Source organism: Salmonella sp. SAL00653, assembly GCF_046552515.1.
Taxonomy (GTDB): domain Bacteria; phylum Pseudomonadota; class Gammaproteobacteria; order Enterobacterales; family Enterobacteriaceae; genus Salmonella; species Salmonella enterica.
Map to the genome: position 1 here is coordinate 208,113 of NZ_JBGDTY010000007.1, position 16,003 is coordinate 224,115.

General features: G+C 53.2%; 16 protein-coding genes and 1 pseudogene. 9 read left to right on the forward strand and 8 right to left on the reverse strand.

Going from position 1 to position 16,003, the window contains the following annotated elements:
* Window positions 1-11: 11 nt before the first annotated feature.
* The 5 genes from accA to tilS all read left to right on the forward strand — a co-directional run bounded on the left by accA (window position 12) and on the right by tilS (window position 6,932).
* A complete protein-coding gene (gene accA / locus ACLJRU_RS10860) occupies window positions 12-971 on the forward strand; it encodes an acetyl-CoA carboxylase carboxyl transferase subunit alpha (RefSeq protein ID WP_000055753.1) in 960 nt (319 codons plus the stop codon).
* Between the two features lie 180 nt (window positions 972-1,151).
* Complete coding sequence (locus tag ACLJRU_RS10865; protein ID WP_011264195.1) at window positions 1,152-2,915, forward strand: chitinase; 1,764 nt, start codon at window positions 1,152-1,154, stop codon at window positions 2,913-2,915.
* A 75-nt stretch (window positions 2,916-2,990) separates the two neighbouring features.
* Complete coding sequence (gene ldcC, locus ACLJRU_RS10870) at window positions 2,991-5,132, forward strand: lysine decarboxylase LdcC (protein ID WP_023234833.1); 2,142 nt, start codon at window positions 2,991-2,993, stop codon at window positions 5,130-5,132.
* A 55-nt stretch (window positions 5,133-5,187) separates the two neighbouring features.
* The gene (locus ACLJRU_RS10875; protein WP_000901086.1) at window positions 5,188-5,577 is read left to right on the forward strand and encodes a VOC family protein; all 390 of its coding nucleotides are present in this window, start codon (window positions 5,188-5,190) and stop codon (window positions 5,575-5,577) included.
* Between the two features lie 62 nt (window positions 5,578-5,639).
* The gene (tilS, locus tag ACLJRU_RS10880; protein WP_001539059.1) at window positions 5,640-6,932 is read left to right on the forward strand and encodes a tRNA lysidine(34) synthetase TilS; all 1,293 of its coding nucleotides are present in this window, start codon (window positions 5,640-5,642) and stop codon (window positions 6,930-6,932) included.
* A gap of 83 nt (window positions 6,933-7,015) precedes the next feature.
* On the opposite strand, the gene rof is transcribed toward tilS, so the two are convergent.
* Window positions 7,016-7,276, reverse strand: coding sequence for a Rho-binding antiterminator (rof, locus tag ACLJRU_RS10885; protein ID WP_000062325.1), 261 nt, complete (start codon window positions 7,274-7,276; stop codon window positions 7,016-7,018).
* Window positions 7,263-7,463: a YaeP family protein gene (locus ACLJRU_RS10890; protein WP_001518678.1), complete on the reverse strand. Its 201-nt coding sequence runs from the start codon at window positions 7,461-7,463 to the stop codon at window positions 7,263-7,265. The genes rof and ACLJRU_RS10890 overlap by 14 nt, the downstream gene beginning before the upstream one ends.
* Window positions 7,464-7,660: 197 nt before the next feature.
* Here ACLJRU_RS10890 and ACLJRU_RS10895 point away from each other — a divergent pair, with 197 nt between their 5' ends.
* From ACLJRU_RS10895 to nlpE, 3 genes and pseudogenes are all read left to right on the forward strand, one after another.
* Window positions 7,661-8,206 (forward strand): YaeQ family protein, encoded by a 546-nt coding sequence (locus ACLJRU_RS10895; protein WP_001185319.1) that lies wholly within the window; start codon window positions 7,661-7,663, stop codon window positions 8,204-8,206.
* Complete coding sequence (arfB, locus tag ACLJRU_RS10900) at window positions 8,203-8,625, forward strand: alternative ribosome rescue aminoacyl-tRNA hydrolase ArfB (RefSeq protein WP_000560527.1); 423 nt, start codon at window positions 8,203-8,205, stop codon at window positions 8,623-8,625. The genes ACLJRU_RS10895 and arfB overlap by 4 nt, the downstream gene beginning before the upstream one ends.
* Window positions 8,626-8,656: 31 nt before the next feature.
* Window positions 8,657-9,354, forward strand: a pseudogene (gene nlpE, locus ACLJRU_RS10905) (envelope stress response activation lipoprotein NlpE).
* Between the two features lie 73 nt (window positions 9,355-9,427).
* Here the strand turns inward: nlpE and proS are convergent.
* From proS to metN, 6 genes are all read right to left on the reverse strand, one after another.
* Window positions 9,428-11,146 carry a proline--tRNA ligase gene (proS, locus tag ACLJRU_RS10910; protein WP_001539060.1) on the reverse strand — a complete coding sequence of 573 codons (1,719 nt, stop codon included), beginning with the start codon at window positions 11,144-11,146 and terminating at the stop codon, window positions 9,428-9,430.
* A gap of 110 nt (window positions 11,147-11,256) precedes the next feature.
* Entirely contained in the window at window positions 11,257-11,964 is a 708-nt protein-coding gene (tsaA, locus tag ACLJRU_RS10915) for a tRNA (N6-threonylcarbamoyladenosine(37)-N6)-methyltransferase TrmO (protein WP_001539061.1), read from the reverse strand.
* Entirely contained in the window at window positions 11,961-12,365 is a 405-nt protein-coding gene (rcsF, locus tag ACLJRU_RS10920) for an Rcs stress response system protein RcsF (protein WP_001202315.1), read from the reverse strand. The genes tsaA and rcsF overlap by 4 nt, the downstream gene beginning before the upstream one ends.
* A 118-nt stretch (window positions 12,366-12,483) precedes the next feature.
* Entirely contained in the window at window positions 12,484-13,299 is an 816-nt protein-coding gene (metQ, locus tag ACLJRU_RS10925) for a methionine ABC transporter substrate-binding lipoprotein MetQ (RefSeq protein WP_000874215.1), read from the reverse strand.
* A gap of 38 nt (window positions 13,300-13,337) precedes the next feature.
* The gene (locus ACLJRU_RS10930; protein WP_001287486.1) at window positions 13,338-13,991 is read right to left on the reverse strand and encodes a methionine ABC transporter permease MetI; all 654 of its coding nucleotides are present in this window, start codon (window positions 13,989-13,991) and stop codon (window positions 13,338-13,340) included.
* A complete protein-coding gene (gene metN / locus ACLJRU_RS10935) occupies window positions 13,984-15,015 on the reverse strand; it encodes a methionine ABC transporter ATP-binding protein MetN (RefSeq protein WP_000594017.1) in 1,032 nt (343 codons plus the stop codon). Before metN ends, ACLJRU_RS10930 begins: the two co-directional genes overlap by 8 nt.
* Before the next feature lie 189 nt (window positions 15,016-15,204).
* Here metN and gmhB point away from each other — a divergent pair, with 189 nt between their 5' ends.
* Entirely contained in the window at window positions 15,205-15,771 is a 567-nt protein-coding gene (gene gmhB, locus ACLJRU_RS10940) for a D-glycero-beta-D-manno-heptose 1,7-bisphosphate 7-phosphatase (protein WP_001140158.1), read from the forward strand.
* Window positions 15,772-16,003 lie beyond the last annotated feature (232 nt).

Consider the following 16,003-nt stretch of genomic DNA (forward strand, 5'->3'; position numbering starts at 1 on the left):
ACAGGAATACTATGAGTCTGAATTTCCTTGATTTTGAACAGCCGATAGCAGAGCTGGAAGCGAAAATCGATTCTCTGACTGCGGTAAGCCGCCAGGATGAGAAACTGGATATTAATATCGATGAAGAAGTCCATCGCCTGCGCGAAAAAAGCGTAGAACTGACGCGCAAAATCTTCGCCGATCTCGGCGCATGGCAGGTAGCCCAACTGGCGCGCCATCCGCAGCGTCCGTACACCCTGGATTATGTCCGTCTGGCGTTTGATGAGTTTGATGAGCTGGCGGGCGATCGCGCCTATGCTGATGACAAAGCCATCGTCGGCGGTATCGCGCGTCTGGAAGGGCGACCGGTGATGATCATTGGTCATCAGAAAGGTCGTGAAACCAAAGAAAAAATTCGTCGTAACTTTGGCATGCCAGCGCCGGAAGGCTACCGCAAAGCGCTGCGCCTGATGGAAATGGCTGAACGCTTCAACATGCCGATTATCACCTTCATCGACACTCCGGGCGCTTACCCTGGCGTGGGCGCGGAAGAGCGTGGTCAGTCTGAAGCTATCGCCCGCAACCTGCGTGAGATGTCTCGTCTGAACGTACCGGTCATCTGCACCGTGATTGGCGAAGGCGGCTCCGGCGGCGCATTGGCGATTGGCGTGGGGGATAAAGTGAATATGCTGCAATACAGCACCTATTCCGTTATCTCCCCGGAAGGTTGCGCCTCTATTTTGTGGAAGAGCGCCGACAAAGCGCCATTGGCTGCTGAAGCGATGGGCATCATCGCGCCGCGTCTGAAAGAGCTGAAGCTAATCGATTCCATCATTCCGGAGCCGCTGGGCGGCGCGCACCGTAATCCGGAAGCGATGGCGGCATCGCTAAAAGCGCAGCTGCTGGAAGATTTAGCCGATCTCGATGTGTTAAGCACCGATGATTTAAAAAACCGTCGTTACCAGCGTTTGATGAGCTACGGTTACGCCTAATCATTTACCTCATTTTTCCCCAAGAGGCCGGATAATCCGGCCTCTTTTTTTTGGTCGAGGAAAAATGAGACGCCGATGAGTTGATGTGATTAAACGCAACGGCATGTTCTCCCTGACACTGTATCAACTGCCAGGCGTGTGGCCAGGGCAGGCAGTGAACTACCCTTCAAGGAGAAAATTATGGGATTGCAAAAAACACTGGCGCTCAGCGCCGTAGCAGCAGGGATCATGTTGAGCTTATCCGGTGCGCAGGCCGCGCCGCTGCTTAGCAGTAGTGAGCCAATGACCATTAACGCCAGCGATCTGGCGGCGAAAGAGAAAGCGCTAACGGATTTTCCGTTAATGGAGGCCGTGAAATCCTCTATTCAGACGTTGGATAACAGCGCGGTCGAACAAATCGAACCGGGGCGCGCCGCTAACCCGGCAAACGTAAAACGCGTTGAAAGTATTCTGAAAGAGGCCGACTGGGATTATCTGTTCCCGATGCGCGCGCCGGAATATACTTACTCTAACTTCCTGAAAGCGATAGGTAAATTCCCGGCGGTTTGTGGTACCTACACCGATGGACGCGATAGCGACGCTATCTGCCGTAAAACCCTGGCTACTATGTTTGCGCATTTTGCCCAGGAGACGGGCGGTCACGAAAGCTGGCGTGACATTCCGGAATGGCGTCAGGCGCTGGTCTATCTGCGCGAAGTCGGCTGGACTGAAGGGCAGAAAGGCGGCTACAACGGCGAATGTAACCCGGATGTATGGCAGGGCCAGACCTGGCCGTGCGGTAAAGATAAGGACGGCGATTTCCTCAGCTATTTTGGTCGCGGGGCAAAACAGCTTTCTTATAACTACAACTATGGGCCTTTCTCTGACGCGATGTATGGCGACGTTCGCCCTCTGCTGGATAAACCCGAGCTGGTGGCGGATACCTGGATGAACCTGGCGAGCGCCGTCTTCTTCTTTGTGTACCCGCAGCCGCCGAAGCCGTCTATGCTACATGTGATTGACGGTACCTGGCAGCCAAACGATCGCGATAAAGCAAACGGCCTGGTATCAGGTTTCGGCGTCACCATTCAGATCATCAATGGCGGCGTGGAGTGCGGCGGCGCAGATGAGAATGCGCAGTCGCTTAACCGTATCGCCTACTACAAAGAGTTTGCCAACTACCTGAAAGTGCCGGTGCCGGCTGACGAAGTGTTGGGCTGTAAAAAGATGAAGCAGTTCGATGAAGGCGGCGCTGGCGCATTACCGATCTATTGGGAACAAGACTGGGGCTGGAGCGCCGATACTGCGGACGGTAAAACCTATTCCTGCCAGTTAGTGGGATATCAGACGCCGTATACCGCCTTTAAAGAGGGCGACTACACGAAATGTGTACAGCATTATTTCAACGTTAATGTCGTCGATGATAACGGAACCACTGAACCGGATGTCACGCCAACTCCGGCGCCAGTGACGGATGAAAACGTGGCACCAGTCGCGCGCATTGCCGGGCCGGTCGGGGCGGTGGAAGCCGGTAGCCAGGTTTCACTCAGCGCGGAAGGATCGACCGACGCGAATGGCGACAAGCTCACCTATACCTGGATGTCGCAGGATGGCAAAACGCTGAGCGGCCAGGATAAAGCCGTTGTGATTTTCAACGCGCCGGATGTCACTCAGAACACCCAGTATGTGGTGAATCTGACCGTTAGCGACGGTACGCTCTCCAGTACAGCGGTTTATACGCTGAATGTGAAAGCGAAGGCTGCCGCTGCGGATGACGAAGATAAGACCACCAGCTATCCTGCCTGGAGCAGCAGCCAGAAATGGAATCCGGGCGACATCGTTAACAGTAATGGCGCATTGTACCAGTGCAAACCGTTCCCGGAAGGCTCATGGTGTAATGTTGCGCCTGCCTACTATGAGCCCGGTGTAGGGGTTGCCTGGGCCGATGCATGGAACGCATTGTAATAAGATAAATCCTGTCGGTGCTTTGCATCGGCAGGATTGTTACTATGCTTATCTCAGGTTTTTTCAGGAGAAAGCATGAACATCATCGCCATTATGGGGCCGCACGGGGTTTACTATAAAGATGAACCCATCAAGGAGCTTGAGCGTGCATTACAATCCCTGGGATTTCAAATTATCTGGCCGCAAAATAGCGTTGACTTGTTGAAGTTTATTGAACATAACCCGCGCATCTGCGGCGTTATTTTTGACTGGGATGAATACAGTCTCGACCTTTGTAGCGAAATCAACCAGCTAAATGAATACCTTCCTCTCTACGCCTTTATCAATACCAACTCCACGCTGGACGTTAGCGTTCACGATATGCGCATGGCGCTGTGGTTTTTTGAGTATGCATTGGGGCTGGCTGAAGATATCGCGACGCGCATTCATCAATATACAAACGAATATCTCGATAATATTACGCCGCCGTTTACCAAAGCGCTTTTTACCTACGCCAAAGAAGGAAAATATACCTTTTGTACGCCGGGTCATATGGCGGGAACGGCGTATCAGAAAAGCCCGCCAGGCTGTCTGTTTTATGACTTTTTTGGCGGCAATACCTTAAAGGCCGATGTGTCGATTTCGGTGACTGAACTAGGATCGTTGCTGGATCACACCGGGCCGCATCTGGAAGCGGAAGAGTATATCGCCCGTACTTTTGGCGCCGAGCAGAGTTATATGGTGACGAACGGTACGTCGACCTCAAATAAAATTGTCGGTATGTATGCCGCGCCTGCGGGAAGTACGCTACTTATTGATCGTAATTGCCATAAATCGCTGGCGCATTTGCTGATGATGAGCGATGTGGTGCCTCTCTGGTTGAAGCCGACGCGCAATGCGCTCGGTATTCTCGGCGGTATTCCTAAGCGTGAATTTACCCGCGACAGCATTGCGCGTAAGGTGGCGGAAACCGCGCAGGCGCAATGGCCGGTTCATGCGGTTATCACCAATTCGACTTACGATGGTCTGCTGTATAACACTAACTGGATCAAGCAGATGCTGGACGTTCCCTCGATCCATTTTGATTCCGCCTGGGTACCCTATACCCATTTCCATCCGATCTACCAGGGGAAAAGCGGGATGAGCGGCGATCGGGTGCCCGGAAAAGTGATTTTCGAAACGCAATCCACCCATAAAATGCTGGCGGCTTTTTCGCAGGCGTCGCTTATTCATATCAAAGGGGAATATGACGAAGAGACGTTTAACGAAGCGTTTATGATGCACACTTCCACATCGCCGAGCTATCCCATTGTCGCCTCTATCGAGACCGCGGCGGCGATGCTGCGCGGCAATCTAGGGAAAAGATTGATTAATCGTTCGGTGGAGCGGGCGCTCCATTTTCGTAAAGAGGTACAGCGGCTACGTGAAGAGTCCGATAGCTGGTTCTTTGATATCTGGCAGCCGGAAGAGGTTGATGAGGCCGAATGCTGGCCGGTCACGCCGGGAGAAACCTGGCATGGCTTCGCCGATGCCGATGACGATCATATGTTCCTCGATCCGGTTAAGGTGACAATCCTGACGCCGGGGATGGATGAACAGGGCAACATGAGCGAAGAGGGGATACCCGCCGCGCTGGTGGCGAAGCTCCTCGATGAGCGAGGCGTGGTGGTGGAAAAAACCGGGCCGTATAATCTGCTGTTTTTGTTCAGCATAGGGATTGATAAGACCCGTGCGATGGGGCTGCTGCGCGGACTGACGGAATTTAAACGGGCCTATGATCTTAACCTGCGCGTCAAAAATATGTTGCCGGATCTGTATGCGGAAGATCCGGATTTTTATCGCAATATGCGCATTCAGGATCTGGCGCAGGGGATCCATAAACTGATCCGCCAGCACGATCTTCCGGGGCTGATGCTGCGGGCGTTCGAGGTTTTACCGGAGATGATCATGACCCCGCACCAGGCCTGGCAGCGTCAGATCAAAGGTGAGGTGGAAACCGTGGCGCTCGATCAACTGCCAGGGCGCGTTTCCGCGAATATGATCCTGCCTTATCCGCCAGGCGTTCCGCTGTTGATGCCCGGCGAGAGGATCACGCAACAGAGTCGGGCCGTGCTCGATTTTCTGCTGATGCTCTGTTCGATTGGCCAGCATTATCCCGGTTTTGAAACGGATATTCACGGCGCGAAACGGAATGAAGACGGGGTGTACCAGGTACGAGTCTTAAAACACGCCTGTTAGCTTGCCTGACGGGAATGTGACGAGTAACGTACTGATAATCAATAAAGGAGACGCTATGCTGGGATTAAAACAGGTTCATCACATCGCGATCATTGCGACAGACTATGCGGTGAGCAAGGCGTTTTATTGCGATATTCTGGGGTTCGATCTGCTAAGCGAAGCCTGGCGGGAAGAGCGTGACTCATGGAAGGGCGATTTGGCGCTAAACGGGCAGTATGTGATTGAGCTTTTCTCTTTTCCCTTCCCTCCGGCGCGTCCAAGCCGACCTGAAGCCTGCGGCCTGCGCCATCTGGCTTTCAGCGTGGAAAATGTGGAAAACGCCGTTGCGCATCTGGAAAAGCATCAGGTTAAGTGCGAACCGATACGCATCGATCCGTATACCGGGAAGCGCTTTACTTTTTTCAACGATCCGGACGGTTTACCGCTTGAGCTGTATGAGCAGTAAGGCTTGTCATTAAGACGCTCGCCAGGTAACGTTGCCGGGCTAAGTCACTATAAGCATGGATCATGACCACTCTCACGTTGAATACCTCGTTACTCTCTTCTCGCCGTATTCTGGCTGCCTTTAGCGGCGGCCTGGATTCTACGGTGCTGTTGCATCAACTGGTGTTGTGGCGAGAACGCCATCCTGACGTCACGCTGCGTGCTATCCATATTCATCACGGTTTAAGCCCTCATGCTGATAGCTGGGTGCGGCATTGCGAAACCGTATGCGAACGCTGGCAGGTTCCGCTGGTAGTGGAGCGGGTGACGCTGGCGGATAATGGCCTGGGTATCGAGGCCCATGCGCGTGAAGCGCGCTACCGGGCGTTCGCACAGACGCTATTGCCTGGCGAAGTGCTGGCAACCGCGCAGCACCTTGACGATCAGTGTGAAACGTTTCTGCTGGCGTTAAAGCGCGGCAGCGGTCCGGCCGGACTTTCCGCGATGGGAGAACGCTCGCCTTTTGCCGGAACTCTGCTTCTTCGCCCGCTGTTGAGAGAAACGCGGAAGACGCTGGAACAGTGGGCTGTGCGTCATGGCTTATGCTGGATTGAAGATGAAAGCAATCAGGATGACGCCTACGATCGCAATTTTTTACGCCTGCGCGCGCTTCCGCTCTTACAGCAGCGCTGGCCGCATTTTCCTGCGGCGGTAGCCCGTAGCGCGACGCTCTGCGCCGCGCAAGAAAGGCTGCTGGACGAGCTTCTGGCCAGCGATCTTACGGACTGTATCACGACGGAGGGAACATTGCGGCTCTCTCCATTAATGTCGATGAGCGATGTACGGCGGGCGGCGATTTTGCGTCGCTGGCTGGCGATGCGTAATGCGCCGATGCCCTCTCGCGACGCGCTGGAACGTATCTGGCAGGAGGTGGCGCTGGCGCGCGACGATGCCTCTCCCTGTTTACGCTTTGGCGATCACGAGATTCGCCGTTATCAGTCGCAACTGTGGTGGATTAAATCCGTGGCCGGACAACACGAAACGACGGTCGCCTGGCCCGCCTGGCAAACGCCGCTGGCGCTGCCTGCCGGCTTAGGGACGGTACAGCTCGTTCCTGGCGGCGAACTGCGCCGACCGCGAGAGGAAGAATCCGTCAGCATTCGTTTTAAAGCGCCAGGCGTGTTACATATTGTCGGGCGTAACGGTGGACGTAAATTAAAGAAAATCTGGCAGGAGCAGGGGATCCCGCCCTGGCGACGAGACACCACGCCGCTGTTGTTTTACGGCGAAACGCTGATTGCGGCTGCGGGTGTTTTTGTGACGCGTGAGGGAGCAGCAGAAGATAAAGAAGGGGTGAGTCTGGTTTGGCATGCCTGATGGCGCTGCGCTTATCAGGCCTGCGTATCGAATGGAACGTAGGCCTGATAAGGTGCTTGCACCACCATCCGGCAACAAAATACTCAGGATTCGCTAACTACCACGGTACCAATTTCCGGGTGGCTGAAACTGGCGATTTTGTCGAGACGAAGCTCACAAGACTCGCCGGAAACCTCGGCAAGCAGATATTCTACGTTTTTACGTAAGATCAAATCGTTCGCTTTTGCCTGCAAAACCTCGCCATCTTTTAACGTTAGCATCAGTATTAAATGATGCATGCAGGCAAGCTCAAGACTATCGTAGTCATCGCAATTAATGGGTTGATACGTTTCATTCATTGACATAATCGCTCACCAGTAAGTTCGCGGCAGCATAAGCTGCCTTTTCCCTGACCGACTCTGAAAGGGCGCTATCTGCCGCCACTTCATTAAGCACTTTCAATACACAACCCAGCGCATCCGGGACATACCCTAAGTCTCCGCTGGCGATTTCCGCATACCGCTTGCGTACTAACTCACAATATTTTTCCACATGCCCTCCTGTCAGCATTCTGACTTAACCGTGGATGCAAGTCTAAGCCTACGAAGTTAAATCTTGTTTAGCAAGGTGACTATACCATACTCATTTGCGCAATATCAGCGCCTGACGCGAGTGGGTAAAAGATTCGTTAACAGCCTTTTAGCGCGGTTTTCGCTACAATGGGCGCCTGATTCGAAAGGAGTTTTCTCATGGCGCTTAAAGCGACAATTTATAAAGCCGTCGTCAATGTGGCTGACCTTGATCGCAACCGGTTTCTGGATGCGGCATTGACGCTGGCGCGTCACCCTTCTGAAACGCAGGAGCGCATGATGCTGCGCCTGTTGGCATGGATAAAATATGCTGATGAACGGTTGCAGTTTACACGTGGGCTCAGCGCGGAAGATGAGCCGGAGGCCTGGCTGCGCAACGATCATCTGGGCATCGATCTCTGGATAGAGCTGGGGCTGCCGGATGAGCGCCGTATTAAGAAAGCCTGTACTCAGGCGAGCGATGTCGCGCTCTTTGCTTATAACTCCCGGGCGGCGCAAATCTGGTGGCAGCAGCATCAAAGCAAGTGCGCGCAGTTCGCTAACCTGTCCGTCTGGTATCTGGATGACGGGCAGCTGGCGCAGCTCAGTGAATTTGCCGATCGTACCATGACGTTACAGGCGACGATTCAGGACGGCGCAATCTGGCTTTCTGATGCTCGGAATAATCTGGAAATACAGCTAACCGCCTGGCAACAGCCCTCATGATTGCCATCTCCCGGACGGTCTCCATAGCCGATAATGAGCTGGAAATTACGGCCATTCGCGCGCAGGGCGCGGGTGGTCAGCACGTAAATAAGACCTCTAGCGCGATTCATTTGCGCTTTGACATTCGGGCCTCTGGCCTGCCAGAGTATTATAAACAGCGTTTGCTGACGGCCAGCCATCATCTGATAAGCGATGATGGCGTCATTATCATTAAGGCGCAGGAGTTCCGGAGCCAGGAGCTCAACCGGGAAGCGGCTATCGCCAGGCTGGTTGCCGTCATAAAAGAATTAACCGCGGAGCAGAAAAGCCGTCGCGCAACCCGTCCGACGCGTGCCTCGAAAGAGCGCCGCTTGTCCTCAAAGGCGCAAAAATCTTCTGTAAAGGCGCTTCGCGGCAAAGTTCGTCGTCCACTGGATTGACGGGCAGGAATAGCAATTTCATAAGGATTTTATGGTGAGAACAGCAATATTGTCAGTAGCGGCAGCCTGTACGCTATTTGCATTGATAGGGTGTAATAACCGTGCGGAAGTTGACGCCCTGCAACCTGCGCAGGCGGCGGAATTAAAACCCATGCAGCAAAGCTGGCGCGGCGTGCTGCCCTGTGCGGATTGTGAAGGTATTGAAACGTCACTGTTTCTGGAAAAAGACGGCACATGGGTGATGAACGAGCGCTATCAGGGCGTGCGCGAAGAACCTTCCTCTTTTGCGTCATACGGTACCTGGGCGCGGACGGCGGATAAACTGGTGTTAACCGACAGCAATGGCGAGAAATCGTATTATCGCGCGAAAGGCAATGCGCTGGAGATGCTCGACAGAGAAGGCAATCCGGTGGCTTCGCAGCTTAATTATACGCTGGTGCCTGTTACCGCCAGCCTGCCGGTAACGCCAATGCCGTTGCGTGGTATGTATACAGGGCCGATGCGGCGACCTTTACCGATTGCGCGACCGGAAAACGGCTGCCGGTCGCCAGTAACGCCCAGCTTGAGCGCGGCTATCTGGCGGCGAAAGGTGAAGCGGAAAAACCGGTGCTGCTGACGGTAGAAGGGCATTTTGTGTTAGCCGCGAATCCGGACACGGGCGAGCCGGTAAAAACGCTAATAGCTGATAAAAATGTGAAGTTTGCGCCGGGTAAAGATTGCACTCACTAATAAAAGGCCTCGCAGGGTGCGAGGCCTTTACATATCTGCCGGATGGCGCCGGGCAACCCCAACAAAATGTCGTTTAGCCTTTAATCGCCTTGACCAGATAATCAACGATATCGCCGGTTTTAATCAGCGATTTTTTACCGCTACGACGGTATTTATACTCAATATCGTCGTTATCCAGGTTGCGATCGCCAATCACGATAGTATGTGGAATACCAATCAGCTCCATATCGGCAAACATCACGCCCGGGCGCTCTTTACGGTCGTCCATCAGCACTTCAATGCCCTGCGCGCGCAATTCGCTGTACAACTTTTCCGCCAGCTCCTGCACACGGAAGGATTTGTGCATATTCATCGGCAGAATAGCGACCTGGAAAGGCGCAATGGCGTCAGGCCATACAATGCCGCGCTCGTCAAAGTTCTGCTCGATAGCCGCGGCAACGACACGTGTTACGCCGATACCGTAGCAGCCCATTGTCAGGATCTGGTTACGGCCATCTTCACCCTGAACGGAGGCTTTCAGCGCTTCTGAGTACTTGGTACCTAACTGGAAGATGTGACCCACTTCGATACCGCGTTTGATAAGCAACGTTCCCTGACCATCCGGACTCGGATCGCCGGCGACTACGTTACGGATGTCGGCAACAACAGGCGTCGCCACATCGCGATCCCAGTTAATACCAAAGTAGTGTTTACCGTCGATGTTGGCGCCAGCGGCAAAATCGCTCATGGCGGCAACGGTGCGATCGATGATGACCGGAATCGGCATATTGACCGGGCCGAGGGAGCCAGGGCCGGCATTAATTACGGCGCGAATCTCTTCTTCGGTAGCGAAGGTCAGCGGGCTGGCAACGTGCGGCAGTTTTTCCGCTTTAACTTCATTCAGTTCATGATCGCCGCGAACCAGCAGAGCCACCAGCGTAGACTTGCTGTCTTTCGCCGCTTTCACCAGCAGCGTTTTTACCGTTTTTTCAATTGGCAGGTTGAATTGTTCCACCAGCTCCGCGATGGTTTTGGCATTTGGCGTATCGACCAGAGTCATTTCCTGCGTCGCCGCTGCGCGCGGCGTTTGCGGCGCGATAGCTTCTGCCAGTTCAATATTAGCCGCGTAATCAGAAACATCAGAGAAAACGATATCGTCTTCGCCGCTTTGCGCCAGCACCTGGAATTCATGCGAGGCGTTGCCGCCGATAGAACCGGTATCGGCCTGTACCGCGCGGAAATCCAGCCCCATACGGCTGAAGATACGGCTATACGCGGCGTACATGGCGTCATAGGTTTCCTGCAACGACTCCTGAGAGGTGTGGAAAGAGTAAGCATCTTTCATCAGGAATTCGCGCGAACGCATCACGCCAAAGCGCGGACGCACTTCATCACGGAATTTGGTCTGGATTTGGAAGAAGTTCAGCGGCAACTGCTTATAAGAGCTGAGTTCATTACGCACCAGATCGGTGATAACTTCTTCGTGGGTCGGGCCGAGTACGAACGGACGCTCGCCACGGTCGACAAAACGCAGCAGTTCCGGACCGTACTGTTCCCAACGACCACTCTCTTGCCACAGGTCGGCTGGCTGAACGACTGGCATCGACACCTCGATAGCACCGGCGTTGTTCATCTCTTCACGCACGATGTTTTCGACTTTTTTCAGGACGCGCAGGCCGGTCGGCAGCCAGGTATATAACCCGGAGGCGAGCTTGCGGATCATCCCGGCGCGCAGCATCAGCTGGTGGCTGATAACCTCGGCGTCGGCAGGTGTCTCCTTCAGAGTGGAGAGCAGGTATTGGCTAGTACGCATGTTGTCACGGTTCCAGTTGAACGATCGAACAGGCTCAATGTGAGCCTGATACAAAAAAAGTGATTTAGTTTACCAGCGTGCAAGAGATGTCAAAAGAGAAGGGCGTGAAATTACCGTGGTTCCAGCGCAAACACTTCAAATCCGGTGTTAACCACACGCCAGCGCACGTTAAAATCATGCAGCCAGACGGCATAGGTTTTGCCCGTCTCTTCACCCTTACGATAAGCCGGGCGAGGATCTTGCGCCAGCACATCGCAAATAAATGTCCGTAGCTGCGGATAACGCCTTTCCAGCGTCGTAAGCTGTTGAGCCACTTCAGCGGTAAAACTCACGGGCATTTCAGCTATCGGCGCCTGTTGCGCATAGCTGGCGGCGGCGTCCGGTAAGGCCTCGGCAAACGGTAAATACGGTTTGATATCCACCACCGGCGTGCCATCCACCAGATCCAGACTGCCTAATTTCAGAATTACGCTCTCTTTCCGGCACTCGATACTTTTTAGCGCAACGAGCGACATGCCAATCGGATTGGGGCGGAACGTGGAGCGCGTGGCAAAAACGCCCATTCTGGAGTTACCGCCAAGACGGGGCGGACGAACTGTTGGCCGCCAGCCGCCGTCCATCGTCTGATGAAAAACGAAAAGTACCCACAAATGGCTGAACGCTTCCAGGCCGCGAACGGCATCGGCCTGGTTGTAAGGCGCTATCAGATGCAGTTCGCCGCAGGCGCTTTTGACCAGACCAGGCTGGCGCGGAACGGCGAATTTTTCTTTATAGGGGGAGCGAATAACGCCGATTTGTTCAAACTGAAAGCTGCTCATTTCGCCGAAATATTCAGGGCGGACCCGATACAAACCGCCTGACGGTAGCAGCCTGGCGTGCCGCTGGTAATTTCACAGCTGTGCAGCAGGACGGCGTTGGCTTTCATTTTAGATGCATTAATCTGCATACGCTTGCGCGCAGTTGGAATGTTAGGCGGAGAGTCTTGATTTGTCGCCTGGCAGGATTCGCCGCTAACCTCGCCAAGATCGCGGAAAGGTTTGCCGACTAAGTCTTCAGCATTGGTGTAAATCCTGACGGGAGCGGCACGCGGCGCTTTAGGTTTCTCCGGCTCCGCTTTTGGCGGGGTTGCGGTGCTTTGAACGGGTTCAACAGGGGATCTGCTTAGCATGGAACAACCGCCCAGCATGAGTGCCAATAAACAGATCGGTAAAGCACGCATAATATTTCCTCAATGAATGTTCTAATTGCCAGATATTGAATCAGGAGCTTGCATAAATGACAAGACGGGCAATAGCCCGTCCTGAATAATATTACAGATTGTGGAATCAGCCTAAAACTTACCAGCCTTTCACCGCGCCGCCATTAAAAACTTTATTTGCGGCTTCGTACACTTCATCAGACTGGTAAGCCTGAACGAATTTTTTCACATTCTCGGCGTCTTTGTTATCTTCACGCGTCACGATCAGGTTAACGTACGGAGAATCTTTATCTTCAACGAAGATACCGTCTTTCGCTGGCGTCAGGCCAATCTGGCTGGCGTAAGTCGTATTGATGACCGCTAACGCGATCTGCGCGTCATCCAGCGAACGCGGCAACTGCGGCGCTTCCAGCTCAACAATTTTCAGATTTTTCGGGTTTTCCACGATATCCAGCGAGGTAGGAAGCAGACCGACGCCGTCTTTCAGTTTAATCAGCCCTACTTTTTGCAGCAGCAACAGGGAACGACCAAGGTTGGTCGGGTCGTTAGGCACAGCGACCTGGGAACCGTCCTTGAGCTCATCCAGAGATTTGATTTTTTTGGAATATCCTGCAATGGGATAGACAAAAGTCTTACCAACGGAAACCAGTTTGTAGCCGCGATCTTTGATTTGCTGATCCAGATACGGTTTGTGCTGGAAGGCATTGGCATCGATATCGCCTTTGCTCAGCGCTTCATTAGGCAGAACATAATCATTAAAGGTCACCAATTCCACGTCCAGGCCGTATTTTTCTTTCGCGACTTTCTGCGCGACTTCGGCAACTTGCTGCTCTGCGCCAACGATTACGCCGACTTTAATATGATTCGGATCTTTTTCATCCTGACCGCAACCCGCAAGTGCCAGAGAACCAATCAGAGCACCCACTGCCGCAAAGGTTTTGAATTTGAACGCCATGCTTATTTCCTTAATGAGTATTTGTGTTGTGTTTAACGTTACTTATGCGTGACAGCCCTGACGATGCGATCGCCGGATAACTGAATTAAATAAACCAGAACGACGAGTAATACCAGCACCGTATTCATCACGGTAGCATTGTATCCAATATAACCGTACTGATAGCCGATTTGACCGAGGCCGCCTGCGCCGACGGCGCCGCCCATTGCGGAGTAACCGACCAGGGTGATCAGTGTAATGGTTGCCGCATTCACCAGACCAGGCAGCGCTTCCGGTAAAAGGATTTTACGTACAATTTGCAGCGGCGTGGCGCCCATCGCTCGCGAGGCTTCAATCAGCCCGGCAGGGATCTCTAACAACGCATTTTCCACCATACGGGCGATAAAAGGCGCGGCGCCGACGGTCAGCGGTACAATTGCGGCCTGCAAACCAATGGAGGTGCCGACAATTATTCGGGTAAAAGGAATCATCCACACCAGCAGGATGATAAAGGGAATTGAGCGGAAAATATTGACCACCGCAGAGAGGGAGCGATACAGCCTGGCGTTCTCCATAATCTGCCCCGGGCGCGTAACATACAGCAATACGCCGACCGGCAGGCCAATCACGAAACCGAAGAAACCGGAGACAAAGGTCATCGCCAGCGTTTCCCAAACGCCACGAACCAGTAACCACATCATTGCCTCAGACATAACCCAGTACCTCTACTTTCACATGGTGATCCTGCAGCCAGGCAATTGCGGCTTGCGTCTCTTCTTGTGTGCCGTGCATTTCCGTTAGCATAATGCCGAACTTCACACCGCCCGCGTAATCCATCTGCGCGCTGATAATATTATTGTTCACGTTGAAACGACGCGCGGTTTCAGAAAGCAGCGGGGCATCCACAGACTGCCCGGTGAATTCCATGCGCAGCATCGGCACGCTGTCAGTTTCCGGCGACGCTTTCAAACGCGCCTGGTAATCTTCCGGAATGTCCAGATGCAGAGTGGACTGAATAAACTTCTGCGCCAGCGGCGTTTTAGGATGCGAGAAGACTTCGCTGACCGTATCCTGCTCAATAAGCTCGCCATTACTGATGACGGCAACGCAGTCGCAGATACGTTTTACGACATCCATTTCATGAGTGATAAGCAGAATCGTCAACCCCAGACGACGGTTGATATCTTTCAGCAATTCCAGAATCGAACGGGTCGTCGCGGGATCAAGCGCGCTGGTGGCTTCATCGCACAGCAACACTTTTGGATTACTGGCTAACGCGCGGGCAATCGCGACACGCTGTTTCTGACCGCCGGAAAGATTTGCCGGATAGCTGTCGTGCTTGTCGCCAAGACCGACTAAATCCAGCAGCTCTGTGACACGGCGTTTGATCTCTTCCTTTGGTGTGTTATCCAGTTCCAGCGGCAACGCGACGTTGCCAAACACGGTACGGGAAGAGAGCAGGTTAAAATGTTGGAAAATCATGCCGATTTGACGGCGAGCTTTGGTCAACTCAGACTCTGAAAGCGTTGTTAGCTCCTGACCGCCGACCTGAACGCTACCTTCGGTTGGGCGTTCAAGTAAGTTAACGCAGCGGATAAGCGTACTTTTACCGGCGCCGGAGGCGCCAATGACGCCGTAAATTTGTCCGGCAGGGACATGCAGGCTGACATTGTTCAGCGCCTGAATGGTGCGCGCCCCCTGCTGGAACACTTTGGTAATATTCGAAAGTTTAATCATTGATTCTTTATTATCGTAATGAAATGAGCGGAGGCATTTTCGTCTGCCTAATACGGTCAACGCCGTCAACAGAATGGATGTTAAGGCATCCAGACGTCTAAATCAATCAGGCTTTATACGATGAGCACTTTCTTGCCTGCTGAAACATGCGATACTAGCGCCACTTGCTTTACTCAGGAGCTATAAAAGGTGGCAAAGTCTGTACCCGCAATTTTTCTCGACCGTGACGGCACCATTAATGTGGATCACGGCTACGTACATGAAATCGATGCATTCGAGTTTATAGACGGTGTTATTGACGCGATGCGCGAGCTAAAAAAAATGGGCTATGCGTTGGTGGTGGTGACAAACCAGTCCGGAATCGCGCGCGGCAAATTCACTGAGGCGCAGTTTGAAACGTTAACCGAATGGATGGACTGGTCGTTGGCGGATCGCGATGTTGATTTGGACGGCATCTATTATTGTCCTCACCATCCGCAGGGCAGTATAGAAGAGTTCCGTCAGGTATGTGATTGTCGCAAGCCGCATCCAGGAATGCTTATCTCGGCGCGTGATTTCCTGCATATCGATATGGCGGCTTCTTATATGGTGGGAGACAAGCTGGAAGATATGCAGGCGGCAGCGGCGGCAAATGTCGGGACAAAAGTGCTGGTGCGTACGGGCAAACCGGTCACGGCAGAAGCAGAAAACGCGGCGGACTGGGTGTTAAACAGCCTTGCCGATCTGCCATCGGCGATAAAAAAGCAGCAAAAATAAGCGTTATGGATAAAAGATGAGCGGTTAAAACAAAAATGCATTTTTCCGCTTGTCTTCCTGAACCGACTCCCTATAATGCGCCTCCATCGACACGGCGGATGTGAATCACTTCACACAAACAGCCGGTCGGTTGAAGAGAAAAATCCTGAAATTCGGGGTTGACTCTGAAAGAGGAAAGCGTAATATACGCCACCTCGCGACGGTGAGCTGAAAGCCGCGTCGCACCTGCTCT

Coding starts and splice junctions, on each gene's coding strand:
- accA (WP_000055753.1), top strand. CDS start 12: ATGAGTCTGAATTTCCTTGATTTTGAACAGCCGATAGCAGAGCTGGAA.
- proS (WP_001539060.1), bottom strand. CDS start 11,146: ATGCGTACTAGCCAATACCTGCTCTCCACTCTGAAGGAGACACCTGCC.
- rof (WP_000062325.1), bottom strand. CDS start 7,276: ATGTCAATGAATGAAACGTATCAACCCATTAATTGCGATGACTACGAT.
- ACLJRU_RS10895 (WP_001185319.1), top strand. CDS start 7,661: ATGGCGCTTAAAGCGACAATTTATAAAGCCGTCGTCAATGTGGCTGAC.
- metQ (WP_000874215.1), bottom strand. CDS start 13,299: ATGGCGTTCAAATTCAAAACCTTTGCGGCAGTGGGTGCTCTGATTGGT.
- ACLJRU_RS10865 (WP_011264195.1), top strand. CDS start 1,152: ATGGGATTGCAAAAAACACTGGCGCTCAGCGCCGTAGCAGCAGGGATC.
- metN (WP_000594017.1), bottom strand. CDS start 15,015: ATGATTAAACTTTCGAATATTACCAAAGTGTTCCAGCAGGGGGCGCGC.
- arfB (WP_000560527.1), top strand. CDS start 8,203: ATGATTGCCATCTCCCGGACGGTCTCCATAGCCGATAATGAGCTGGAA.
- tsaA (WP_001539061.1), bottom strand. CDS start 11,964: ATGAGCAGCTTTCAGTTTGAACAAATCGGCGTTATTCGCTCCCCCTAT.
- ACLJRU_RS10930 (WP_001287486.1), bottom strand. CDS start 13,991: ATGTCTGAGGCAATGATGTGGTTACTGGTTCGTGGCGTTTGGGAAACG.
- ACLJRU_RS10875 (WP_000901086.1), top strand. CDS start 5,188: ATGCTGGGATTAAAACAGGTTCATCACATCGCGATCATTGCGACAGAC.
- ldcC (WP_023234833.1), top strand. CDS start 2,991: ATGAACATCATCGCCATTATGGGGCCGCACGGGGTTTACTATAAAGAT.
- tilS (WP_001539059.1), top strand. CDS start 5,640: ATGACCACTCTCACGTTGAATACCTCGTTACTCTCTTCTCGCCGTATT.
- rcsF (WP_001202315.1), bottom strand. CDS start 12,365: ATGCGTGCTTTACCGATCTGTTTATTGGCACTCATGCTGGGCGGTTGT.